18 protein-coding genes are annotated in these 22,939 nt (G+C 69.3%); 9 read left to right on the top strand and 9 right to left on the bottom strand.

Going from position 1 to position 22,939, the window contains the following annotated elements; all coding sequences use genetic code 11:
• Positions 1-27 precede the first annotated feature (27 nt).
• The 6 genes from AVS7_RS02945 to AVS7_RS02920 all read right to left on the bottom strand — a co-directional run bounded on the left by AVS7_RS02945 (position 28) and on the right by AVS7_RS02920 (position 7,015).
• On the bottom strand, positions 28-1,191 hold the full coding sequence (locus tag AVS7_RS02945; protein WP_020227028.1) for a BMP family ABC transporter substrate-binding protein: 1,164 nt from the start codon (positions 1,189-1,191) through the stop codon (positions 28-30).
• Between the two features lie 77 nt (positions 1,192-1,268).
• The gene (locus tag AVS7_RS02940; RefSeq protein WP_024000853.1) at positions 1,269-2,417 is read right to left on the bottom strand and encodes a BMP family ABC transporter substrate-binding protein; all 1,149 of its coding nucleotides are present in this window, start codon (positions 2,415-2,417) and stop codon (positions 1,269-1,271) included.
• A gap of 33 nt (positions 2,418-2,450) precedes the next feature.
• Positions 2,451-3,371 (bottom strand): ABC transporter permease, encoded by a 921-nt coding sequence (locus AVS7_RS02935; protein ID WP_020227026.1) that lies wholly within the window; start codon positions 3,369-3,371, stop codon positions 2,451-2,453.
• A complete protein-coding gene (locus AVS7_RS02930; protein ID WP_020227025.1) occupies positions 3,372-4,442 on the bottom strand; it encodes an ABC transporter permease in 1,071 nt (356 codons plus the stop codon).
• Complete coding sequence (locus tag AVS7_RS02925) at positions 4,429-6,003, bottom strand: ABC transporter ATP-binding protein (RefSeq protein ID WP_020227024.1); 1,575 nt, start codon at positions 6,001-6,003, stop codon at positions 4,429-4,431. The genes AVS7_RS02930 and AVS7_RS02925 overlap by 14 nt, the downstream gene beginning before the upstream one ends.
• Positions 6,004-6,082: 79 nt before the next feature.
• Positions 6,083-7,015, bottom strand: a complete 933-nt coding sequence (locus AVS7_RS02920) for a LysR family transcriptional regulator (protein WP_034689815.1) — start codon at positions 7,013-7,015, stop codon at positions 6,083-6,085.
• Positions 7,016-7,172: 157 nt separating this feature from the next.
• On the opposite strand from AVS7_RS02920, the gene xdhA reads away from it, so the two are divergent.
• The gene (gene xdhA, locus AVS7_RS02915) at positions 7,173-8,675 is read left to right on the top strand and encodes a xanthine dehydrogenase small subunit (protein ID WP_020227022.1); all 1,503 of its coding nucleotides are present in this window, start codon (positions 7,173-7,175) and stop codon (positions 8,673-8,675) included.
• Positions 8,672-11,086, top strand: a complete 2,415-nt coding sequence (gene xdhB / locus AVS7_RS02910; protein ID WP_020227021.1) for a xanthine dehydrogenase molybdopterin binding subunit — start codon at positions 8,672-8,674, stop codon at positions 11,084-11,086. The genes xdhA and xdhB overlap by 4 nt, the downstream gene beginning before the upstream one ends.
• An 18-nt stretch (positions 11,087-11,104) precedes the next feature.
• On the opposite strand, the gene AVS7_RS02905 is transcribed toward xdhB, so the two are convergent.
• Positions 11,105-12,064 (bottom strand): LysR family transcriptional regulator, encoded by a 960-nt coding sequence (locus AVS7_RS02905; protein WP_020227020.1) that lies wholly within the window; start codon positions 12,062-12,064, stop codon positions 11,105-11,107.
• 129 nt (positions 12,065-12,193) lie between these two features.
• Here AVS7_RS02905 and AVS7_RS02900 point away from each other — a divergent pair, with 129 nt between their 5' ends.
• From AVS7_RS02900 to AVS7_RS02890, 3 genes are read left to right on the top strand one after another with little or no spacing between them, the layout of a single operon-like run.
• Positions 12,194-13,144 (top strand): tripartite tricarboxylate transporter substrate binding protein, encoded by a 951-nt coding sequence (locus tag AVS7_RS02900; RefSeq protein ID WP_024000852.1) that lies wholly within the window; start codon positions 12,194-12,196, stop codon positions 13,142-13,144.
• Positions 13,141-14,589, top strand: coding sequence for an amidase (locus AVS7_RS02895; RefSeq protein ID WP_020227018.1), 1,449 nt, complete (start codon positions 13,141-13,143; stop codon positions 14,587-14,589). Before AVS7_RS02900 ends, AVS7_RS02895 begins: the two co-directional genes overlap by 4 nt.
• A 28-nt stretch (positions 14,590-14,617) precedes the next feature.
• Positions 14,618-15,343 carry a pyridoxamine 5'-phosphate oxidase family protein gene (locus tag AVS7_RS02890; protein WP_020227017.1) on the top strand — a complete coding sequence of 242 codons (726 nt, stop codon included), beginning with the start codon at positions 14,618-14,620 and terminating at the stop codon, positions 15,341-15,343.
• On the opposite strand, the gene AVS7_RS02885 is transcribed toward AVS7_RS02890, so the two are convergent.
• Positions 15,340-17,466: a diguanylate cyclase gene (locus AVS7_RS02885; protein ID WP_020227016.1), complete on the bottom strand. Its 2,127-nt coding sequence runs from the start codon at positions 17,464-17,466 to the stop codon at positions 15,340-15,342. The genes AVS7_RS02890 and AVS7_RS02885 overlap by 4 nt on opposite strands.
• Positions 17,467-17,645: 179 nt before the next feature.
• A complete protein-coding gene (locus AVS7_RS02880) occupies positions 17,646-18,269 on the bottom strand; it encodes a Crp/Fnr family transcriptional regulator (protein WP_020227015.1) in 624 nt (207 codons plus the stop codon).
• Positions 18,270-18,518: 249 nt separating this feature from the next.
• Between AVS7_RS02880 and AVS7_RS02875 the strand changes: the two genes are divergently transcribed.
• The 4 genes from AVS7_RS02875 to AVS7_RS02860 all read left to right on the top strand — a co-directional run bounded on the left by AVS7_RS02875 (position 18,519) and on the right by AVS7_RS02860 (position 22,915).
• Entirely contained in the window at positions 18,519-19,541 is a 1,023-nt protein-coding gene (locus tag AVS7_RS02875) for a porin (RefSeq protein ID WP_020227014.1), read from the top strand.
• Between the two features lie 126 nt (positions 19,542-19,667).
• Entirely contained in the window at positions 19,668-21,536 is a 1,869-nt protein-coding gene (locus AVS7_RS02870; RefSeq protein WP_024000849.1) for a phosphodiesterase, read from the top strand.
• Between the two features lie 18 nt (positions 21,537-21,554).
• Positions 21,555-21,992 (top strand): HIT family protein, encoded by a 438-nt coding sequence (locus AVS7_RS02865; protein ID WP_020227012.1) that lies wholly within the window; start codon positions 21,555-21,557, stop codon positions 21,990-21,992.
• A 59-nt stretch (positions 21,993-22,051) separates the two neighbouring features.
• Positions 22,052-22,915 carry an alpha/beta hydrolase gene (locus AVS7_RS02860; RefSeq protein ID WP_024000848.1) on the top strand — a complete coding sequence of 288 codons (864 nt, stop codon included), beginning with the start codon at positions 22,052-22,054 and terminating at the stop codon, positions 22,913-22,915.
• Positions 22,916-22,939 lie beyond the last annotated feature (24 nt).

The following is a 22,939-nucleotide window of genomic DNA, read 5'->3' as shown; positions in this document are numbered from 1 at the left end:
CGGCCTTTGGCAGCAAAGCCCTGCGGCTTACTTCTTGTCGCTGCCCGGCACCTTGCCTTCCACGCCCTGGACGTAGAAGTTGATGCCGGTGAGGAATTTGTCGTCGGCCGCCGCGTCCTTCTCCAGCACGGATTTGCCGGCGTTGTCCACGATCGGGCCCTTCCAGATCACGAAGCTGCCGTCCTTCAGGCCGGCCTTCGCCTCTTCGACCTTGGCCTTGATCTCGGCAGGCACGTCCTCGGCGATGGAGACGAGGTCGATCGCGCCTTCCTTCACGCCCCACCAGCTCTGGCCCGTGGCCCAGGTGCCGTCGAGCACGTCCTTGGTGGCCTTGATGTAGTACGGCGCCCAGTTGATGATGGCCGAGCCCAGGTGGGCCTTGGGGCCGTAGGCGGTCATGTCCGAATCCCAGCCGAAGGCGCGCTTGCCCTTTTCCTCGGCGGTCTTGAGCACGGCGGGCGAGTCGGTGTTCTGGAACAGCACGTCGGCGCCGCCGTTGATGAGCGACGTGGCGGCCTCGGTCTCCTTGGGCGGGCTGAACCATTCGTTGACCCACACGACCTTGGTCTTGATCTTGGGGTTCACGCTCTGCGCGCCCAGCGTGAAGCTGTTGATGTTGCGGATCACCTCGGGAATCGGCACCGAGCCGACCACGCCCAGCGTGCCCGTCTTGGTCATGCCGCCGGCGATGATGCCCGCGAGGTATGCGCCCTCGTAGGTGCGGCTGTCGTAGGTGCGCACGTTCTCGCTGGTCTTGTAGCCGGTGGCGTGCTCGAACTTCACGTCCTTGAATTCGCCGCCCAGCTTCTGCATCACGTCCATGTAGCCGAAGGTGGTGCCGAAGACCAGCTTGTTGCCCTGCGTGACCATGTCGCGCAGCACGCGCTCGGCGTCGGGGCCCTCGGGCACGCTTTCGACGTAGCTGGTCTGGATCTTGTCGCCGAACTCGGCTTCGAGCTTCTTGCGCGCCTGGTCGTGCGCGAAGGACCAGCCGCCGTCGCCCACGGGTCCGACGTAGGCGAAGCTGATCTTCAGCGGCTCGGGCTTGGCCGCGGGCGCAGCGGCCGGGGCCGGCTCGGCCGGAGCGGCGGGCGCCGGCTCTTCCTTCTTGCCGCAGCCCACGAGGGCCGCGGCGGCGACGGCCGACAGCGCGGCCATCTGGAGCAGGGAGCGTTTGTGCAAATCAGTCATGGGTTTCCTTCGGGAAATGAAGAGGAGGAGCAGCCAGGCGCGGCGCCGGACTGCATATGCTTACACAAAATCCGTGCCTACTTGCCCTCGGCGCCCGGCACCTTGCCTTCGACACCGGCGACGTAGAAGTTGATGCCGGTGAGGAACGGCAGATCGGCCACCTGGCCCGCGGCCAGCAGCTCCTTGCCGGTGTTGTCCTTGATGGGGCCGGTCCAGACGGCGAAGCTGCCGTCCTTCAGGCCCGCGCGGGCCTTCTCGACGCGGTCCTTGATTTCCTGGGGCACGTCGTCGGCGATCTTCAGCAGGTCGATCGCGCCTTCTTTCACGCCCCACCAGAAGTTGCCGCCCTGCCAGTTGCCCGCGAGCGTGTCCTCGACCACCTTGGAGTAGTACGGCGTCCAGTCGACCACGGCCGAGCCCAGGTGGGCCTTGGGCGCGAAGGCGCTCATGTCGCCGTCCTTGCCGAAGGCGCGGGCACCGCGCTCCTCGGCCGTCTTGAGCACGGCGGGCGAGTTGGTGTTCTGGTACATCACGTCCACGCCGCGGTTGATCAGCGAGGTGGCGGCCTCGGCCTCCTTGGGCGGGCTGAACCATTCGTTCACCCAGACCACCTTGGCCTTGATGGACGGGTCGACGCTCTGCGCGCCGAGCACGAAGCTGTTGATGTTGCGCACCACTTCGGGGATCGGCACCGAGGCCACCACGCCCACGGTCTTGGTCTTGGTCATGCCGCCCGCGACGATGCCGGCGAGGTAGGCGCCCTCGAAGGTCTTGGTGTCGTAGGTCGCCACGTTGGCGGCCTGCTTGTAGCCCGTGGCGTGCTCGAACTTCACGTCCGGCAGGTCGGCCGCCACCTTCTGCACGTATTCCTGGAAGCCAAAGCTGGTCGCAAAGATCAGCTTGTTGCCCTGGCCGGCCATGTCGCGCAGCACGCGCTCGGCGTCAGCGCTCTCGGGCACGCTCTCGACGAAGGAGGTTTCCACCTTGCCTGCGAACTTCTCCTGGATGGCCTTGCGGCCCAGGTCGTGCTGGAAGGTCCAGCCGCCGTCGCCGATGGGGCTGACGTACATGAAGCCAATCTTGAGCTTGTCCGCCGCAGGAGCGGCGGCCGGTGCCGCAGCGGGCGCGGGCGCCTCCTCCTTCTTGCCGCAGGCGGCCAGCGTGGCCAGCGTCACGGCCGACAGGGCCACGGCCTTCAACAGGGAGCGTTTGTTCAATGCGTTCATTGCTTGTCTCTTCGATCAATAAAAACGGCGATGTTAGCTGCCGGGATAGAACGGTTTGCCGAGCGAGGCCGGCATGTTCGCGCGGATCCAGGCCGGGTTGCGCGAGATGAGCGCCAGCACCACGATGGTGGCCACGTAGGGCAGCATGGACAGCAACTGACTCGCCACCTGCACGCCCGTGGCCTGCAGGTGGAACTGCAGCATGGTCACGCCGCCGAACAGGTACGCGCCCAGCAGCACGCGCGCCGGCCGCCAGGTGGCGAAGGTGGTGAGCGCCAGCGCGATCCAGCCGCGCCCGGCCACCATGCCCTCCACCCACAGCGGCGTGTACACCGTGGAGATGTAGGCGCCCGCCAGCCCGCACAGCGCCCCCCCGGCCATCACCGCCGCCAGGCGGATGCGGCGCACCGGGTAGCCCAGCGCATGGGCCGACTCGGGCGATTCGCCCACCGAGCGCAGCACCAGGCCCGCGCGCGTGCGGTAGAGGAACCAGATCATGCACAGCGCCAGCACCATGGTCAGGTAGACCAGCGGGTGGTGACGGAACAGCGCCTGCCCCACCATGGGCAGGTCGCCCAGCACCGGCCAGGAGAACTTGGGTGTCTCCGGCAGCTTGGCCTGCACGTAGCTGATGCCCGCGAAGGCCGAGAAGCCCACGCCGAACAGCGACAGCGCCAGCCCCGTGGCGTACTGGTTGGTGTTGAACCAGATCACCAGCACCCCGAAGATGGCCGCCAGCAGCGCGCCGGCGGCCATGCCGGCCAGCAGCCCCAGGAAGAAGCTGCCGGTGTGCACCACCGTGGCGAAGGCCGCGATGGCCGCGCAGAGCATCATGCCCTCGGCGCCCAGGTTGACGATGCCGGCCTTCTCGTTGATGAGCAGGCCCAGCGCGGCGATGGCCAGCACGGTGCCCGCGCTCAGCGTCGCGCCGAGCAGCAATGCGTAGGATTCCATTCAGCGGCCCCCCTTCGTGCCGATCCAGCGCACGCGGTACGCGATCAAGGTGTCGCACGCGAGCAGCGTGAAGAGCAGCAGCCCCTGGAACACGCCGGTCAGCGACTTGGGCAGGCCCAGGCGCGACTGCGCCAGCTCGCCACCGATGTAGAACATGCTCATGAGCAGCGCCGAGAACACCATGCCCACCGGGTGCAGCCGCCCCACGAAGGCCACGATGATGGCCGCGAAGCCGTAGCCCGCCGGCACGTAGGGCGTGAGCTGCCCGATGGGGCCCGCCACCTCCAGCGCGCCCGCCAGGCCCGCCGTGCCGCCCGAAATCAGCAGCGCCACCCAGAGCGCGCGCCGCGACGAGAAGCCCGCGTAGCGCGCCGCGGCTGGCGCCAGCCCGCCCACCTGCAGGGCGAAGCCCGCGCGGGTGCGGAACAGGAACACCCACAGCAGCGCCGCACCGATCAGCGCCAGCGGCAGCCCGATGGTCACGCGCGAGCCGGTGAACAGCTTGGGCATCTGCGTCACCCGCTCGAACATCTTGGTCTGCGGGAAATTGAAGCCCATCGGGTCCTTCCACGGTCCGTAGACCAGGTAGCCCAGCACCAGCGTGGCCACGTAGACCAGCATCAGGCTCACCAGGATCTCGTTGGCGTTGAAGCGGTCGCGCAGCAGCGCCGTGATGCCGGCCCACGCCATGCCGCCCAGCACGCCGGCCAGCAGGATGGCGCCGATGATCCACGGCCCCGTGGTCTTGTCCGCCAGCAGCGCCATGCCGCCGGCCGCCACCGCGCCGATGACGAACTGCCCCTCGGCGCCGATGTTCCAGACATTGGAGCGGAAGCACACGGCCAGCCCCAGCGCGATGAGCAGCAGCGGCGTGGCCTTCACGGCCAGCTCGCCCAGCGCGTATTGCGACTTGACGGGCTCCCAGAAGAACACCTGCAGCCCGCGCACCGGGTCCTTGCCCAGCACCGCGAAGAGCAGCACGCCGATCAGCACCGTGATCGCCAGCGCCAGCAGCGGCGATCCATACGTCCACAGCCGCGAGGCCTGGGGACGCGCCTCAAGCTTGAGCATGGTCCACCTCCTGCTGTGCCAGATGGGCCTGCACGTCGGCATGCCACAGCCCGCTCATCCATTCGCCGATGCGCGCCACCGTGGCCTCGGCGCGCGGCACGGAGGGCGACAGGCGCCCCTTGGCCAGCACGTAGAGGCGGTCGGAGATCTCGAACAGCTCGTCCAGCTCCTCGCTCACCACCAGCACCGCGCAACCCGCGTCGCGCATCTCCAGCAGCGCCCCGCGGATCTGCGCGGCGGCGCCCACGTCCACGCCCCAGGTGGGCTGGGAGACGATGAACAGCCTGGGCCGCGCACCGATCTCGCGCCCCACGATGAATTTCTGCAGGTTGCCGCCCGAGAGCGACTTGGCCGCCGCATCCGGCCCGCCCGCCTTGACCTGGAAGCGCTCGATGATCCCGCGCGCCTGCGCCTGCAGCTGGCGCATGCGCAGCCAGCCGCCGGGGCCCACGGCGTCGCCGCGCGTGAGCAGCAGGTTGTGCGCCAGGCCCATCGACGGCACAGCGCCGCGGCCCAGGCGCTCCTCGGGCACGAAGTGCAGGCCCAGCGCGCGGCGCTGGCGCGGCCCCAGGCGCGCGGCGTTCTGCCCGCCGATCTGCACCATGCCGGACGCGGCACGCGTGTCCTCGCCCGAAAGCGCGTAGAGCAACTCCTTCTGTCCGTTCCCCGAGATGCCCGCGATGCCCACGACCTCGCCCGCGCGCACTTCCAGGTCGATGTCGTACAGGTCCACGCCGAACTGGTCCACGCGCGGCAGGCTGAGCGCCTGCGTGCGCAGCACCGTGGCGCCCGCGCTGGATTCGCGGTGCGCCAGCGCCGGCGGCTCGGCGCCGATCATCAGCCGCGAGAGCGAGGCGTTGGACTCCTCGCGCGGGTCGCACACGCCCGTCACGCGGCCCGCGCGCACCACCGTGCAGGCGGTGCACAGGGCCCGGATCTCGTGCAGCTTGTGGCTGATGTAGAGGATGCTGCAGCCCTCGCTGGCGAGCTTGCGCAGCACCACGAAGAGCTTTTCCACCGCCTGGGGCGTGAGCACCGAGGTGGGCTCGTCCAGGATCAGCAGCTTCGGGTCGGTCAGCAGCGCGCGGATGATCTCCACGCGCTGCATCTCGCCCACGCTCAGGGTGTAGACGGGGCGCGCCGGGTCCACGTCCAGCCCGTACTGCGCGGCCGTGGCGGTGATGCGGCGCGCCACCTCGGCCAGTTGCAGGCTCTTGTCCAGGCCCAGCCACACGTTCTCGGCCACGGTCAGCGTGTCGAACAGGCTGAAATGCTGGAACACCATGGCGATGCCGAGCGCGCGCGCCTCCTGCGGGTTGCGCACCTGCACCGGCTTGCCGTCGAAGTGCATGTGGCCCTCGTCGGGCTTGACTGCGCCGTAGATGATCTTCATCAGCGTGGACTTGCCGGCGCCGTTCTCGCCCAGCACCGCATGCACCTCGCCGGGCTGCACGGTGAGCGAAATGCCGTCGTTGGCGACCACGGACGGGTATCTCTTGGTAATGCCCGCCAGCTGCAGCCGCGGCGGCGCGCCGGAAGCGGGAGGAGATGTGGGGTTCATGCCTGCGATTGTCTCCTAAATCCGTGGTGGTTTTTTGGGTGAAATTAGCATCCAACGCTTATCTGGCAAGCGCAACCAGCTACTCTTTTCGTAGCGACGAGGCCACCGACCGGATGCACTCGCGCAGCCACATGCCCGCCGCCGAATGGTGCGAGCGCGCATGCCAGAGCTGGTAATAAAGCAGGCGGGGGAATTCGACGGGGCTGGGCAGCACGACCAGCGGCAGGCGCTCGGCGAAGCGCTCGCAGAACTGGCGCCCCGTGGTCAGCACCAGCAGGCTGCCCGCCACCATGGAGGGAATCAGGCTGAAGTGCGCGCAGCGTACCGTGATGTTGCGCGCCAGGCCCTGGCCGTCCAGGTGCGCGTCGATCACACCGCGCGCGCCGGGGTGCGTGGGCGTGGGCGCGATGTGCTCGGCCGCCAGCCATTCCTCGGGCGTCCAGCCGCGGCGCACGGCCGGGTGCTCTCGGCTGACCAGACACACCACCTCGTCGCCGAACAGCCGCCCCAGGTGCAGCTCGCCCGGCGGCTGGGGCCAGTTGCCGATGACCACGTCCGCCTCGCCCTGGGCCAGGTGGGCGTGGTAGTGGGCGTCGGCCGACAGCGGCAATATCTCCACCGGGCACAGCGGCGCCTCGGTCTTGATGCGCGAGACCAGGCGGGGCAGGAACAGCGGGTCCAGGTAGTCGCTGGCGGCCACGCGGAAGGTGCGCGTGCCCGTGCGCGGGTCGAACCCGCGTGCGTCGGAAAACAGCCCCTCGGCCGCGCGCAGGATGCTGGCGGCCGGCTCCACCATGCGCAGGGCGGCGTCGGTGGGCAGCATGCCCGCGCCCGAGCGCACCAGCAGCGGATCGCCCGAGAGGTCGCGCAGCCGCTTGAGCGCGCTCGACACTGCCGGCTGGTGCATGCCCAGCCGGATGGCGGCCCTCGATACGCTGCGTTCGGTCAACACGGTGTGCAATACCCTGATGAGATGAAGGTCGATCTTGTCGAAAAGCGCTTGGTCTCTCATATGCGGGGGGGCATGCAAGCCATATGCCGTTTGATATGCCGGATGGCGGCAGGGAGATCGTGGGGCGCCAATGTACACGCGGCATAGCGCGCGCGGCATCGGGGTTATATGCCAGGCCATATTGGAAACCACCCGCGTAGGGCATACCCTTGGCCCCATGACCACGCCACGCCCCATCCGCTTCATCCGCCGCGGCCAGCCCGTGCAGCTCGCCGGCATCGCCCCCGACCGCACCCTGCTGGAAGTGCTGCGCGAGGACCTGGGCGCCACCGGCACCAAGGAGGGCTGCGGCGAAGGCGACTGCGGCGCCTGCACCGTGGTGCTGGGCGAAGCGCGCGGCGGGCGCGTGCACTACCAGGCCGTCAACAGCTGCATCCGCCTGGCGCACTCCATCGACGGCATGGCGCTGTGGACGGTGGAAGACCTGGCCGAGGACCCGCTGATCCCCTCCTCCTGCGGCGGCGGCCTGCACCCCGCGCAGGAGGCGATGGTGCAGTGCCACGGCTCGCAGTGCGGCTTCTGCACGCCGGGCTTCGTGATGAGCCTGTTCGGCATGTACCAGAACCACGTCTGCCAGGGCCGCGAGGTCACCCGCGCGCTGGCGGCCGAGGAGCTGTCGGGCAACCTGTGCCGCTGCACGGGCTACCGCCCCATCCTGGACGCCGCGCAGCAGATGCAGCAACTCCCCCGCGTGCCGGTCGACGAGGCCGCACTGCTACAACAATTGGAGCTGCTCGCGCTTGATGGATCTGCGCTGGAGCCCGATTTGGCCTATATCGCTCCCACCACCCTGGCCGACCTGCTGGCCGCACGCGCCGCCCACCCGCAGGCCCAGATCGTGGCCGGCGCCACGGACGTGGGGCTATGGATCACCAAGCAGCACCGCCGCTTCGACCGCCTGCTGGACGTGACCCGCGCGCGGGAGCTGCGCACCATCACGGAGCAGGCGGGCCAGCCCGCGAACCATCTCACGATAGGCGCCGCCGTGCCGCTGGCCGACGCCTTCGCGCGCATCGAGTCGCACTGGCCGCAGCTGCACCGCTTCGCCGCGCGCTTCGCCGGCCTGCCCGTGCGCAACTCCGGCACGCTGGGCGGCAACGTGGCCAACGGCTCGCCCATCGGCGACTCCATGCCGCTGCTGATCGCGCTGGGCGCGCAGGTGGAGCTGGCCAGCACGCGCGGCAGCCGCCGCCTCCCGCTGGAAGACCTCTACACCGGCTACCGCCAGAACGTGATGGCGCCCGATGAGCTGCTCACCTTCATCCACGTGCCCCTGCCCCAGGCGGGCGAGCACGTGGCGGCCTACAAGGTCTCCAAGCGCTTCGACGACGACATCTCCGCCGTCTGCCTGGCCATCTGCCTGACCGTCGCTCAGGGCGCCGTCGCCCAGGCCCGCATCGGCGCGGGCGGCGTGGCCGCTACGCCGGCACGCGCGCGCCAGGCCGAGGCCGCGCTGGCCGGCCAGCCCTGGAGCGCCGCCACGGTGGAGCGCGCCGCCGCCGCGCTGCAGGCCGAGTTCAACCCCATCAGCGACATGCGCGCCAGCGGCGCCTACCGCCGCGAGGTGCTGGGCGCGCTGCTGCAGCGCTTCTGGCTCGAAACCCAGGGCGGGCAGCAGCCCGTCTCTCTCGACCAACTCGACGCGGAGGTGCTGGCATGAACCAGCGTGAAGACGCTCCCCTGAGCCGCGACGCCGAGGACCACCCCGTCGCCATCGCGGCCGACGCCGCAGGCGCCGCAGGCCCCATGGCCGAGGCCCCGCCCCCGCCCCGCTCCCCCGTGGCGGAAAGCGCCATGGGCCGCTCGCACCCGCACGAGAGCGCGCGCGCCCAGGTGGCCGGCAGCGCGCACTACATCGACGACCTGCCCGAGGTGAAGGGCACGCTCTACGCCGCGCCCATCCTCTCGCCCGTGGCGCACGGCCGGCTGAACGGCGTGGATGCCACCGCCGCGCTCGCGCTGCCCGGCGTGCGCGGCGTGGTGCTCTCGGCCGACGTGCCGGGCGACAAGATGCTGGCCGCCTTCGCGCACGACGAACCCGTGTTCGCCACCGACAGCGTGCACCACGTCGGCCAGGTCGTGGGCCTGATGGTGGCCGATTCGGTGATGGGCGCTCGCCGTGCCGCGCGCCAGGTGAAGCTGGACATCGCCCCCCTGCCCGCCGTGCTGACAGTGCAGGACGCCCTCGCCGCCCAGAGCTACGTGCTGCCGCCCGTCTTCGTGCGCCGGGGCGACGCCGCCGCCGCGCTCGCCGCCGCGCCGCACCGCCTGCAGGGCGCGTTCGAGGTGGGCGGGCAGGAACACTTCTACCTCGAAGGCCAGATCGCCTACGCCCTGCCGCTGGAACAGCGCCAGTGGTGGATCTACTCCAGCACCCAGCACCCCGGCGAGGTGCAGCACTGGGTGGCGCACGCACTGAACATCGAGAACCACGCGGTGCGCGTGGAATGCCGGCGCATGGGCGGCGGCTTCGGCGGCAAGGAGACGCAGGCCGGCCACCTGGCCGTGTGGGCGGCCGTGGCGGCGAACAAGTTCAAATGCCCCGTCAAGCTGCGCCTGGATCGCGACGACGATTTCATGGTCACCGGCAAGCGCCACCCCTTCGCCTACGAGTACGACGTGGGCTTCGGCGAAGACGGCCGCATCACGGGCCTGCAGCTCAGCATGGCCGCCAACTGCGGCTTCAGCGCCGACCTGTCCGGCCCCGTGGCCGACCGCGCCGTCTTCCACTGCGACAACGCCTACTTCCTGGAGCACGTGGACATCGCCTCGTACCGCTGCAGAACGAATACGCAGAGCCACACGGCGTTCCGCGGCTTCGGCGGGCCGCAGGGCGTGATCGCCATCGAGGCCATCCTGGGCGACATCGCCCGCGCGCTGGGCCGCGACGCGCTGGACGTGCGCATGGCCAACCTCTACGGCCTGCAGGATCGCAACGTCACCCACTACCAGATGGCGGTGGAAGACAACATCCTCCACGACCTGCTACCGAAACTGGAGCAGTCCGCGCGCTACAGGCAACGGCAGGCGGCCATATCGGCTTGGAACGAGGGCAACGCCTCGCTCAAGCGCGGCCTGGCCATCACGCCGGTGAAGTTCGGCATCAGCTTCACCGCCACGCTGTTCAACCAGGCCGGCGCGCTGGTGCACGTCTACACCGACGGCAGCGTGCAGGTGAACCACGGCGGCACCGAAATGGGGCAGGGCCTGCACACCAAGGTGGCGCAGATCGTGGCCGACGAGCTGGGCGTGCCCTTCGCCCGCGTGCTGGTCACCGCCAGCGACACCGGCAAGGTGCCTAACGCCAGCGCCACCGCCGCATCGAGCGGCACCGACCTGAACGGCCGCGCCGCGCAGTTCGCCGCGCGCCACGTGCGCGACAACCTCGCGGCCTTCGTCTGCGGGCTCGACGGCTGCGGCGCGGGCTCCATCCGCTTCGCCGGCGGGCAGGTGATCTCGCCCAAGGCCGTGCGCGCGTGGGACGACGTGGTGCAGCAGGCCTACGCCAACCGCATCCAGCTCTGGAGCGACGGCTTCTACCGCACGCCCAAGATCCACTACGACAAGACCACCCTGACCGGCCGGCCGTTCTACTACTTCGCCTACGGCGCGGCCTGCACCGAGGTCGCCATCGACACCGCGACGGGCGAGAGCCGCGTGCTGGCCGTGGACATCCTCCACGACGTGGGCCACAGCATCAACCCGGCCATCGACATCGGGCAGATCGAGGGCGGCTTCGTGCAAGGCATGGGCTGGCTCACCACCGAGCAGCTCGTGTGGAACGACAAGGGGCTGCTCACCACGCACGCGCCCAGCACCTACAAGATCCCGGCCACGGGCGACGTGCCCGCGCACTTCCGGGTCGATCTGTGGCCGGAGGCCAACCGCGAGGACAACGTGGGCGGCAGCAAGGCCGTGGGCGAGCCGCCGTTCATGCTGGCCGTGAGCGTGTACGAGGCCCTGCGCAACGCCATCGCGGCGGGGCGAGGCTGCGGCGGGCGGGTGGAGCTGACCGCTCCCGCCACGGCGGAGAACGTGCTGCGCGCCCTGGGGCGGCTGCCGTCGGTCTGAAGGAGCGCAGGCGCGGCGTCAGTTCCGCACGTATCCATGCGACAGCGCATAGGAACGGACGAAATCGCGGAAGACCTTGGCCGATGCCCGCGGAGACAAGGCGTCGTTCCAGACCATCATGACCGGGTCGAGCCTGCCGGACAGCCGGAACGGCAGCTCCCGCGCCAGGTTGCCTGCGGCAAACTGATCCGCCGTGCGCTGGGGAAGTGCCGCGACGAAATGGGAGCGCTGCAGCAGGCTGAGGGTCATGCCCATGTCGCTGACGACCACGCCCTGGTCCGGCGCAGGCAGGTCCAGCGCATGGAACGCCGCCTGCAAGTGGTGCCGCACGCGGGAGCCTGGCGCCGGGATGCACCATTGCTGCTCGCGCAGCTCCCGTGCATCGATGCGCTTGCGCTGGAACAGCGGATGCGAGGCATTGGCCACGACGATGATCCGCTGCCCGGTGATCACGGGCGACCGGCGCAGATGCGGGCGGTCCAGGCGCGTGTCGTCGTAGGAGAACAGCAGGTCCAGCTCTCCCGACTCGACCCGTCCCACCATGTCGACGAGTCCCCCCTCGACCACGCTGATCCGGACCTCCGGCGCCGTTTCCCGATAGGCGCAGATCGCGCTGCTGACGAGCGGGTAGGCCGACGCAGCGCGAAAGGACAGGCTGAAGTGGCCATGCGAGCCGCCCTGGACAGCCTCCACGGACTCCGCCAAGCGCTCCATCTGCCGGAGCACCAGCCGGGCCCCCTCGATCAGATACAGGCCGATCTCCGTGGGCTGCATGCCCTCGTGCTGGCGCAGGAACAGCGGCATGCCGACGATGGCCTCCGCCTCCAGCAGGGCCTTGGACACCGCCGCCGGACTGATGTGAAAGAGCGCAGCCACCTTGGTCGCGGTCTGCAGTTCCCCCAGCGCCTGCACGATGCGCAAGTGGCGCAGCTTGAGCCGCGCAAGCAGGCCTTGCGCGCGCTGGTTCGTATGCGCCATGCCACCTCCTCGGTTCTTTCGGGCTTCAACCATCGGTTGATCCCACTCAAAATAAATTCGCTTTTTGATTGATTGTCTCCTCCTTACATTAAGCCGCTTCACTGAAAACCAAAATCAGGAGATACATCTATGCGAAAACTGTTGGCCGTTTGCGCGCTGGCATTCACCGGCGTCGCTGCCCAGGCGACCGATTTCCCCACCCAGCCGGTCAAGCTGGTGGTTCCATGGCCGGCTGGCGGCTCCACCGATGTCGTTCTCCGAGCCTTCGCCACCGAGGCCGCCGCATCCCTGGGCCAGCCCATCGTCATCGAGAACAAGCCCGGCGTCGGCGGCACCCTGGGACCGCAAATCGTCGCGCGCACGGCCAAGCCCGACGGCTACACCATCACCCAGCATTCGGTCGCCGTCATTCGCATGCCCTACATGCAGGACGTGCAATACGACGCCATCAAGGATTTCACGCCCATCATCGGCCTGACCGGCTACACCTTCGGGATAGTCGTCAACAAGGATTCGCCGTTCAAGACATGGGACGACCTGGTCGCCTACGCCAAGCAGCATCCGGGAAAGGTGACCTACGGCAGCGTGGGCCACGGCACCAGCCAGCATCTGGCCACCGAGGCCATCGCCGAGAAAGCCGGCCTGCAATTCCAGCACATCCCCTACAAGGGCAGCAGCGAGGTCATGAGCGCACTGCTGGGAGGGCACATCGATTTCGGCGTGGACTCCTCGGGCATGGCGCCGCACGTCGATTCGGGCCGCATGCGTCTCCTCATCACCTTCGGCAAGGAGCGCACCAAGAAGTGGAACACCGTCCCGATCCTCAATGAGTACGGCTACGACCTGGTCTTCGAATCCCCCTGGGGGCTCGCAGGCCCCAAGGGAATGCCGCCGGAGGTCGTGCAGAAGCTGCATGACGCCTTCAAGAAGGCGCTTTTCTCGGACAACATGAAGAAGGTGCTGGCATCGGTGGACCAGCCGATCGTCTACCTGAGCCCGGAGGACTACGGCAAATTCATCGTCGAGAGCAACAAGGAAGAAGGCGCCCTGATGAAGCGGCTGGGAGTGGCCAAGAAATGACGAGGTATGTGCATGCCCTGGCGAGGCGCATCGCGTCGGGGCAGTGTTCCGCGGAGGAAACCATCCAGGAGACGCTCGCGGCGGTCCGCCGCGACGATGGCACCATCAACTGCATGGCCTGCGTCAACGAGGAACTGGGGCTGGAGAACGCCAGGGCGATCGATGCACGGCTCGCGAAGTTGAGCCCCGACGAGCGCCTTCGGCTGGCCGAGACCCAGCCGTTCCTGGGTGTCCCGTTCGCGGTCAAGGATCTGGGCTTCGGCGCCAAGGGGCTGAAATCGACGTCCGGCTCGCATCTCTTCAAGGACACCCCTTGGGACTATGACTGCGAACTGGTTCAGCGCTACAAGAAGCTCGGTCTCAACCTCTTCGCAAGAACCACCACGTCCGAGCTGGGCACCAGCCCGACGACGGAGGCGCCCGTCTACGGCGGCCCCACGCGCAATCCCAGATCGCTGGCGCACAGCGCGGGCGGCTCCAGCGGCGGCGCGGCGGCGGCCGTTGCCGCCGGATTCGTCGAACTCGCCCATGGCGGGGACGGTGCGGGCTCGATCCGGATCCCGGCGGCCAACTGCGGCCTTTTCGGCTTCAAGCCGTCACGCGGCATGATGCCGACAGGCCCTCACAAAGGCGAGGGCTGGGCGGGCTTGGCCGTGGACCACGTGATCACCAGGAGCGTGATCGACAGCGCGGTGGCATTGGATGGGACGTACGGCGCAGACCCCGGGTGTCAGTACGCGAGTCCGTTCTTCGCCCAGTCGTTCGAGCACATCGCCACCTCTGGCGAGAACAGGGTGAAGCGCGTGGCATTCCTGCCATCGACGCACCCGCTGTATCCGCAGGACCCGGAGGTCCAGAAAGCCTACGAAGCCTTCAGAGCCTCGGTACTGGCGCTGGGGATGGAAGCCATGGACGCCTTTCCGGCCATCGACCTCAGGGACATGGTCGCGAGCATGCTGCCCTTGATCGCGGCCAACGCGGTCCATGCCGTCGTGAAGAAAGCGCCGGGGGAGAGCTACAAGCCCCACATGCAGCCAGCCTCCCTCTCGATGATCGAGTATGCAAGAAGCCTCAGCGCGGTGGACTATGCGAGGTCCATGGACACCATGAACAAGGTGGCGAGGGCCTACGGGGCTTTCTTCGCCGAGCATGCCATCGACATCATCGCGCTGCCCGTCCTGGCCTCTCCGCCCGCCCTCATCGGCACCTATGCCGCCAGCAATCCTGACTATCTGGACTACCGCCTCGGCGAGGGCGGCATATTCGACTACTCCCCCTATACGCCCCTGGCCAACATGGTCGGCGCGCCAGCCGCCTCCCTGCCCGTGCACGTGACGCAAGAAGGTTTGCCGGTAGGTGTGCAGATCATGGCGCCCCTCGGCAAGGACGACATGGTGTTCGAACTGGCCGCCTTCTACGAGGGCAAGTTGGGTTTCCAAGCCTGAGGCCCGCCAAGGGTCACCCACAGCCAGCATGCCCCATCCGACCAGCTACCCCGTCGATGCGGTCAACCGCGTCAAGCGCCGGCACGACCGAGGCCGCTACGACCACGCAACGGTACACGTCCTCCTGGACTCGGCGATGCTGTGCCATGTGGCCTACGTCATTGACGGCCAGCCGTTCTGCACGCCGACCTTCTATTGGCGCGAGGGCTCGCGCCTCTACTGGCACGGCAGCAGCGCCAGCCGCATGCTGCGCAACCTGGAGCACGGCGAGCCGGCCTGCCTCACGGTCACGCACCTGGACTCCCTGGTGGTTGCGCGGTCGCCCTTCAACCATTCGGCCGACTACCGGTCCGTCATGGCTTTCGGCCAGGCCCGGCTGCTGGACGATTCCCAGGAGAAGGAGCATGCCCTGGCCATGATGGTGGACCGGCTCTTTCCCGGCCGCACGGCAGACCTGAGGCAAAGTTCCCGCCAGGAAATCAAGGGCTCGTCGATCATCTACATGGATATCGAGCGGGCTTCCGCCAAGATCCGCGCCAGCGGTGTCGTCGACGAGGACGAGGATTGGGAGCTGCCGATCCATGCCGAAGTCATTCCCGTCAAAACCGTGCTGGGAGAACCCGTTCCCTGCCAGCGGCGCGCAGCGGGTGTCAGCAGGCATCCGTCGCTGCAGGGCTACCAGCCGGGCCTGGATCTGGAGGTGGCGCTGCGCGACGCGTACGCCCGGGCCTATCCGGACGCCGAGAGAGGCTAAGAGTCCGTCGCCACGCCATCGCGCACCCTGCGCACCGCCACGCGATTGCGCCCGGCACGCTTGGCGTCGTAGCAGGCCATGTCGGCGGCATAGAGCACGGCGGCCGCGTCCTGAGGCCCAGCATCCAGCGCCACCAGACCGATGCTCACGCCCAGCGTGAAACTGCGCCCGTGGTACGAGGGCTCCCAGGCCTGGACGGCCACGCGCAGTTGCTCCGCCACCTCCACGCCGCGCGCCAGGGCGATGCCGGGCAGCACCACCGCAAACTCGTCCCCGCCCAGCCGCGCGGCCCAGCCGATCTGGCGCACCTCGGCCTCGATCAGGCGCGCAAGGTGGCGCAACACGTCGTCGCCCGCATCGTGGCCCGCCACGTCGTTGACCACGGTGAGGTGGTCCAGGTCGAGGAACAGCAGCACGCCGCGGTCGTCCCCCGCATCCCCCGGCCGCCCGCGGCCCTCCCGTCCCGCGCGCTCGGCCAGCAGCACCTGCAGCCGCTGCTCGAACGCCGCGCGGTTGGGCAGCAGCGTCAGGGCATCGTGCGTGTGCTCCCAGGTCTGCTGCAGGCGCGCCTCGCGCTCGGCAGTGCAGTCCTCCAGCGTCCACACGGTGCCGCGCGCCAGTTCGCCCGGGTGCAGGGCGCGGCCCTGGGCATGCACCCACACCACGGCGCCGTCCTTGCGCCGCAGGGGCAGCTCGCCGTCGAAAGCGCCATGGGCCTCGAACTGCGCATGCACCTGGCCGAACGCGCCTTCCCCTCCCTGCTGCGGCGCCAGCAGCGTCTGCAGGTCGCGCCCCTGCAGCTCCTGCGGCTCGTGGCCCAGCATGCGGCATGCCTGGAGGCTGACGACCTCGATGCGGTCGCCGCGCGTGAGGGCGATGCCCAGGGGCGCGTGCGCCAGGACCGCCTGCAATTGGCGCACCACGGTTTCCGAACCGCGCTGCTGCGTGCGCCGCCGCTCCACCAGGCGGGTGCACACACGCACCACGTCGTCCACTTCGCCCGCGCAACGGGGCCAGGGAGCATCATCCGGGGTCAGTTCGCCGAAGCTTCCCTCCCCTTCCGTCTCCAGCACGGCGCGGGCCCGCTGGCGCAGAAGCGCCAACGGGCGCGCCAGCCATGCGATGCCCGCCACGGCCAGCAGACACACCAGCGCGATGGCCGCCGCCGCCAGCCACCAGGCGCGGCGCTGCGCGCCGTGCAGGGGTTCGAGCATTTCCTGGGAGTCGCTCACGCGGGCCACCACCCATTGGGGCATGGGCACGGCCGCCAGACTCACCACGTGGCCGGCCAGCGTCTGGGTCTCGCCCCTGCCGGACAGCGGCTGGCCCGCGCGCCGCCAGCGGGCGTAGGCCTGGCCCAGGCCGGGCTCGTCGCGCACGTCGCCCAGCACACGCTCCAGGTTGGGGTGCGAGAGGATCACGCCCTCGCGCGTGAACACGATCAGGCGCGACTCGGCGCGCGCCGGCAGGGCCAGCGAGTGCGGCAGCAGCCCCTGCGACTGCAGCCGCAGCACGCCCGCCACCGCGCCGATGACGCGCCCCTCGCCGCGCAGCAACGGCATGGTGAACATCACCCGGGCGTCGGAAGCCGCCGTGCCGATGAGGTCGGACACCAGCGGCTTGCCGCCCACCAGGGTGCGCACGAGGTAGTCGCGCTCGGCCGGATCGAGGCCGGAGGCCTTTTCCAGCCGCCCGTAGCGCAGGTTGACGCTGAGGTGGCCGTCCTTGCGCGCGACCTGGATGGCATCGAAGAAGCGCACCGCCGGCAGTCCCTGCTGCAGCAGCCATTCGAGCGATGAGGGCGAATCCAGCATCTCAGGCGTGATGCCCTCGGCCACGGTGGCCAGCACCTTCTGGCTTTGCTCGATCTTGCTGGCCAGCAGGCGCGCGACCAGTTCCACCTCGTCGTTCTGCTGGCCCACGAGCCGGTGCATCGACTCCTGCCCCACGGTGCGCGAGACGAGCCAGACGGCCAAGGCCCCCGAGAGCACGACCGCGACGGCGGCTACCAGCAGCAGCTTGCGCACCAGTGGCCCGGGAAACCAGGCCGCGAACCCGTCGCCGCCTTCGTCCCGCTCGAACACTGGCGCCGCCAGCGCAGCCGTGTACTCTGGCGGCGTCATGGGCGCTCCGCGGACGAAGCGCCTGGATCGGAAACGTCGGGCAAGGCGCAGGGCATGGCAGATGGGTCCAGTCCCAGCAAAAGCACCGGGGCTCGGCCCAATATACGCAGCCCCCCTGGCCCCGGGGTTGGGTGGAACCCTGTGAACCGCGCAGGAAAACCCTGACGGCGGCGCGGCTCCTAGACCCCCGCCACCATCTGCAGCGCGCGCGGCTGCGGCAGGCTCAGCACGTTGCCCGTGCCCGCGATGAGGCCATGCTCGCGCAGGTGGCGCAGCACGCGCGACAGGGTTTCGGGCGCGATGCCCAGCTGCGCCGCGATCAGGCGCTTGCGCTGGTGCAGCGTGACGCGCAACCCGCCGTCCTCGCAGCTGTGCGCATGGCGCAGCAGCCACTGGGCGCAGCGCGCCTCGGCGTCCTGGGCCAGGCGGCTCACGGCCAGCTCGGTCTGCTGGCAGTAGCCGGTCGCCATGTCGCGCAGCAGGCGCTGGGCGGCCTTGGGCAGGCCGTCGAACGTATGCTTGAACTCGTCGAGCGGCATGCGCCGCAGCTGCACGCGCGTGTCGGCCACCATGTCCAGGGCGCAGGGCTGGTCCAGCAGCGCCGTGGCCGCGTCGAGCCAGAAAGGCCCCTCGACCACGCCCAGCTGGTGGCGCATCACCCCTTCCTCGCGCACCCCCAGCAGCACGCGGCCGCTGTCCAGGTGCAGCACGGACATGGGTTGCTGGTGGCGCTCGCGCAGCACCTCGCCCGCGGCGGCCACCTCGATCTGTGCGGACTGGTCGGAGGATGGAATGGGGAACATGGCCGCCACTGTGCCGAGCGGGCGCGTTTCATGCTTTGAGGGAAATCAAAGCCCATGCGCAGGCCCGCTTGTGGTCATGCACGCAACACTTGGCCGCCGGAATGCAAAAAAACTCTGGCGGCATGATGTTTGCTTGCTCAGAATTTGCCCCTGGACACACACTCGTCACATTCCTTACCAGCGTGCGAGCGCCATCCACCGGGGCTGCCGGCATCGGGCCGGCCCCCTTATCACCCTCAGGAGAAACAAATGCAAAAGAAGCTGATCGCGCTGGCCACCGCTGCGCTGTGCGCCACAGGGGCCTATGCCCAGAGTTCCGTTCAGTTGAGCGGCCTGACCGACGTGTACGCCGGCTCCATCAAGATGGCTGGCGACGCCAACCGCAAGTCTGTCGTGAACAGCGGCGGCATGACCACCTCGTGGTTCGGCTTCCAGGGCAGCGAAGACCTGGGCGGCGGCCTCAAGGCCAACTTCATGCTCAACTCGTTCATCCAAGTGGACACCGGCGTGCAGGGCCGCTTCCCGAACGACACGTTCTTCTCGCGCGATGCCTTCGTGAGCCTGTCCGGCGGCTTCGGCGAGGTGAAGCTGGGCCGCTGGATGGCGCCCAACTTCCTGCCCTCCGTCATCGGCAACCCGCTGGGCGATTCGTTCACCTTCTCGCCGCTGATCCTGCACAAGAACGTGCCGCTGTTCAACGCCTCGGGCTGGCAGGCCACCACGCCGTCGGACACGGGCTGGAGCAACCAGATCGCCTACACCACGCCCACCGTCGGCGGGTTCAAGGCCAACCTGCAGTACCAGTTCGGCGAGCAGGCAGGCGACAACGGCAAGAAGAACGTGGGCGCCAATTTCTTCTACTTCGGCGGCCCGCTGACGCTGACCGGCTACTACGAGCGCGACCAGATCAGCAACCCCGGCCAGGGCACCTACCTCGGCACCACCAAAAAGGACTGGATGCTGGCGGGCGCCTACGACTTCAAGGTGGTCAAGCCCTACCTGAGCTACGGCCAGGCAGAGGCCGACAACGCGCCCGGCAAGGCCAAGACGCTGCAGGTGGGCGCTTCGGCGCCGCTGGGCGCCGGCAAGCTGCTGGCGGCCTGGGCGAAGACCGAGCTGTCGGCCTCGGACCTGGACCGCAAGACCCTCACCGTGGGCTACGACTACAACCTGTCCAAGCGCACCGACGTGTACGCCATGTACATGAACGACAAGATCACCAACCAGTCGTCGGGCAACAGCTTCGGCGTGGGCATCCGCCACCGCTTCTGATCCCGCCCGGCGGGACCGCACCGAAGGCACGTGGCAGGCATGCCGCGTGCCTTTTTCTTTGCCCGCGTCACCCCGGCGTCACAGAGCCGGCTTACGCTGCGCGGGGATAGTTACCGAATGTAATCAATGCACGAATCGAAGCGCTGCCCGGTCATGGCCGGCCTGCAGGCGCGCTCGCCCGCGCTGCGGCAGGGCCAGGGGCCGCTGGCGCGCCTGATGCGCGAGGCTGGCGGGCTGCACTGCGTGTTCCAGCCGCTGGCGGACCTGCGCGAGGGCGGCATCTACGCGCACGAGGCGCTGATCCGAGGCCCCGCCGGCACGCCGCTGCACGCGCCCGATGCGCTGCTGGCGCAGGCGCGGACGGAGGGCCTGCTGCACGACTTCGAGCTGCTGTGCGTAGCGCAGGCGCTGCGGCAGTGGCGCCAGCGGGGCGCCCCGGGGCGCGTGTTCGTCAACATCAGCGCCGACGCCCTGGTATGGGGCGTGGGCCTGTGCGGCGCCGAACCGCTGGCCGCGGTGCTGGGCACCCTGGGCGTGCCGCCGCACATGCTGGTGCTGGAGATCACCGAGCACGAGCGCGTGACCGACATCGCGGCGCTGCGCGAAGCGCTGCAGCAGGTGCACGCCTGCGGCGCGCGCCTGGCGCTGGACGATTTCGGCGACGGCCGCTCCAGCCTGCGCCTGTGGTCCGAGGTGAAGCCGGACTTCGTGAAGATCGACAAATACTTCAGCCGCGATATCGGCCAGCACCCGGAAAAGCTGCAGATGCTGCAGGCCATCAAGGGCATCGCCGACGCCTTCGGCACCACGCTGGTGGCCGAGGGGATCGAGACCAGCGACGAACTGCGCGCGCTGCGCGACCTCGACATCCCCTACGGCCAGGGCTACCTCCTGGGCCGGCCCGCCACGGCCCCGCGCAGCGCCATCGACGCCGCGGCCCTCGCCGTGCTGCAGGACCGCCGCGTGGCCGTGCTGCCCCACCACAGCCAGCACATGCGCCCGGGCATCCTGCGCAAGCTGCTCATGGTGCAGGCTCCTACCGTCACCCCCGACACCAGCAACGACCGCGTGGCGGAGCTGTTCCAGGGCAACGCCGAGCTGCATGCGATGGCGGTGCTGGAGGGCACCCGCCCGGTGGCGCTCATCAACCGCCAGCAGTTCATGAACCACTACGCCACGCTCTACTTCCGCGAGGTGCACGGGCGCAAGCCCTGCCACGCCTTCGCCGACGACGCGCCGCGGCTGGTGGAGATCGACTGCGACGTGGAGCAGCTCGTGGGCATCCTCACCTCGCAGGACCAGCGCTACCTGAACGACGGCTTCATCGTCACCGACAACGGCCGCTACCTGGGCCTGGGCACCGGCGAGCAGCTCGTGCGCGGCGTGACCGAGGCGCGTATCGAGGCCGCACGCCATGCCAACCCGCTCACCTTCCTGCCCGGCAACATCCCCATCAGCCTGCACATGCAGCGGCTGCTGGACAACCGTGCCGAGTTCGTCGCCTGCTACGCGGACCTGAACCACTTCAAGCCGTTCAACGACCACTACGGCTACTGGCGCGGCGATCAGATGATCCGGCTGGTGGCGCAACTGGCGCTGACGCACTGCGACGCGCGCACCGACTTCGTGGGCCACGTCGGCGGGGACGACTTCATGCTGCTGTTCCAGAGCGGCGACTGGCTGCAGCGCTGCCGGCGCATCGTGGACGGCTTCGCGCGCGAAGCCATCGCCCTCTTCGACGAGGCCGCGCGCCAAGCCGGCGGCATCTGGGCCGAGGACCGGCACGGCGTGCAGCGCTTCTTCGGCTGCACCACGCTGGCGATCGGCGCCGTGCGCGTCGCGCCGGGCACCATGCAGCAGGCGGACGCCGTCGCCAACCTCGCCGCGCTGGCCAAGCGCGATGCCAAGCAGTCGCACACGGGCATCGCCTGGCGCGACGCCCCCGCGCCCGCCCAGGCCGCGCCGGCACTCTCCTACACTGGCGCCCACCGATAGCCACAGGAGACCCATCACATGCCCATGTTCGTCGACACCTCGCCTCCCGGCCAGTGCATCTTCTGCCGCCTGGTAGCGGGCGAGATCCCGAGCGCCACCGTGTACGAGGACAACCACACCATCGCCTTCATGGACATCGGCCAGGTCACGCCGGGCCACGTGCTCGTGGCCACCAAGCGCCATGCCGCCACGCTGTTCGACACCACGCCCGAAGAGGCCGCCGCCGTGATGCAGACAGCCCGGCGCGTGGCGCTGGCCGTGCGCGCGGCCTTCGATCCGGCGGGCCTCACGCTGCTGCAGGCCAACGGCGCCGAGGGCGGCCAGACCGTGGGCCACTTCCACATGCACGTGGTGCCGCGCCACGCCGATGACGGCATCACCTTCACCTGGCCGCGCCAGGAGCCCCCGGCCGAGGTGCTGGCCGGCTACGCGCAGCGCCTGCGCGCGGCGCTGTAGCGGCCGGCGCGCCCGGGCGGGCGTGAACTTTTCGCCGCCGCGCCGACTCTGCCTGTTCCATGCACCCTCGACGCCGCTGGATCGCCCCTTCCCTTGCCGCCCTGGCCCTCGCCGTGAGCGCCGGCTGCGCCACGCTGGACGCCAAGCAGCGCGAGTGGATCTTCCAGCCCAGCGACCGCGCCTGGGGCGGCATCCAGGACACCGAAGGCATGGAGGACGTATGGATCGCATTCGACTCCGCCACCACCGGCAAGCCCGAGCAATTGCACGGCCTGTGGCTGCCCGCGGCCCGGGCCGACGCGCCGCTGCTGCTGTACCTGCACGGCGCGCGCTGGAACGTGTCCGGCTCCGCGCCCCGCATCCGGCGCATGCAGCGCCTGGGTTTTTCCGTGCTGGCGGTGGACTACCGGGGCTTCGGGCGCAGCAGCGCGGGCCTGCCTTCCGAAGCCACGGCGCTGGAGGATGCGCAGGCCGCCTGGGACTGGCTGGCGCGGCAGGCGCCGGGGCGTGAGCGCTACATCTTCGGCCATTCGCTCGGCGGCGCCATCGCCATCGACCTAGCCGCGCGCGTGCAGGACGAGAGCGGCACCATCGTGGAAGGCACCTTCACCAACATCCCCGAGGTGGTGAGCACCTTCAAGTGGGGCTGGCTGCCCGTGTCGCCGCTCATCACGCAGCGCTTCGAGTCGGCGCGCAAGGTGGCCGGCATCGGCTCGCCGCTGCTGGTGGTGCACGGCAGCGAAGACCGGCTGATTCCCCCCGCGCTGGGCCGCAGGCTGTACGACGCCGCGGCCGAGCCCAAGCGCTTCGTGCTGGTGGACGGCGGCACCCACCACAACACCAACGACCGGGGCCACGCACAGTACCGCGAGGCCCTGTCAGCGCTGTTCGGCCTGCCGTTGGGCACGATGGCATTGCGCTGATACGGCATCTGCTACCCTCGCGCG

The sequence above is a fragment of the Acidovorax sp. MR-S7 genome (assembly GCF_000400995.2).
In the GTDB taxonomy this organism is placed as follows: Bacteria; Pseudomonadota; Gammaproteobacteria; order Burkholderiales; family Burkholderiaceae_C; genus MR-S7.
This window is presented reverse-complemented; position numbering and strand designations above follow the sequence as displayed.

Coding starts and splice junctions, on each gene's coding strand:
- AVS7_RS02925 (WP_020227024.1), bottom strand. CDS start 6,003: ATGAACCCCACATCTCCTCCCGCTTCCGGCGCGCCGCCGCGGCTGCAG.
- AVS7_RS02930 (WP_020227025.1), bottom strand. CDS start 4,442: ATGCTCAAGCTTGAGGCGCGTCCCCAGGCCTCGCGGCTGTGGACGTAT.
- AVS7_RS02905 (WP_020227020.1), bottom strand. CDS start 12,064: ATGGCGCATACGAACCAGCGCGCGCAAGGCCTGCTTGCGCGGCTCAAG.
- xdhA (WP_020227022.1), top strand. CDS start 7,173: ATGACCACGCCACGCCCCATCCGCTTCATCCGCCGCGGCCAGCCCGTG.
- AVS7_RS02945 (WP_020227028.1), bottom strand. CDS start 1,191: ATGACTGATTTGCACAAACGCTCCCTGCTCCAGATGGCCGCGCTGTCG.
- AVS7_RS02890 (WP_020227017.1), top strand. CDS start 14,618: ATGCCCCATCCGACCAGCTACCCCGTCGATGCGGTCAACCGCGTCAAG.
- AVS7_RS02895 (WP_020227018.1), top strand. CDS start 13,141: ATGACGAGGTATGTGCATGCCCTGGCGAGGCGCATCGCGTCGGGGCAG.
- AVS7_RS02935 (WP_020227026.1), bottom strand. CDS start 3,371: ATGGAATCCTACGCATTGCTGCTCGGCGCGACGCTGAGCGCGGGCACC.
- AVS7_RS02860 (WP_024000848.1), top strand. CDS start 22,052: ATGCACCCTCGACGCCGCTGGATCGCCCCTTCCCTTGCCGCCCTGGCC.
- AVS7_RS02920 (WP_034689815.1), bottom strand. CDS start 7,015: ATGAGAGACCAAGCGCTTTTCGACAAGATCGACCTTCATCTCATCAGG.
- AVS7_RS02865 (WP_020227012.1), top strand. CDS start 21,555: ATGCCCATGTTCGTCGACACCTCGCCTCCCGGCCAGTGCATCTTCTGC.
- AVS7_RS02875 (WP_020227014.1), top strand. CDS start 18,519: ATGCAAAAGAAGCTGATCGCGCTGGCCACCGCTGCGCTGTGCGCCACA.
- xdhB (WP_020227021.1), top strand. CDS start 8,672: ATGAACCAGCGTGAAGACGCTCCCCTGAGCCGCGACGCCGAGGACCAC.
- AVS7_RS02870 (WP_024000849.1), top strand. CDS start 19,668: ATGCACGAATCGAAGCGCTGCCCGGTCATGGCCGGCCTGCAGGCGCGC.
- AVS7_RS02880 (WP_020227015.1), bottom strand. CDS start 18,269: ATGTTCCCCATTCCATCCTCCGACCAGTCCGCACAGATCGAGGTGGCC.
- AVS7_RS02940 (WP_024000853.1), bottom strand. CDS start 2,417: ATGAACGCATTGAACAAACGCTCCCTGTTGAAGGCCGTGGCCCTGTCG.
- AVS7_RS02885 (WP_020227016.1), bottom strand. CDS start 17,466: ATGACGCCGCCAGAGTACACGGCTGCGCTGGCGGCGCCAGTGTTCGAG.
- AVS7_RS02900 (WP_024000852.1), top strand. CDS start 12,194: ATGCGAAAACTGTTGGCCGTTTGCGCGCTGGCATTCACCGGCGTCGCT.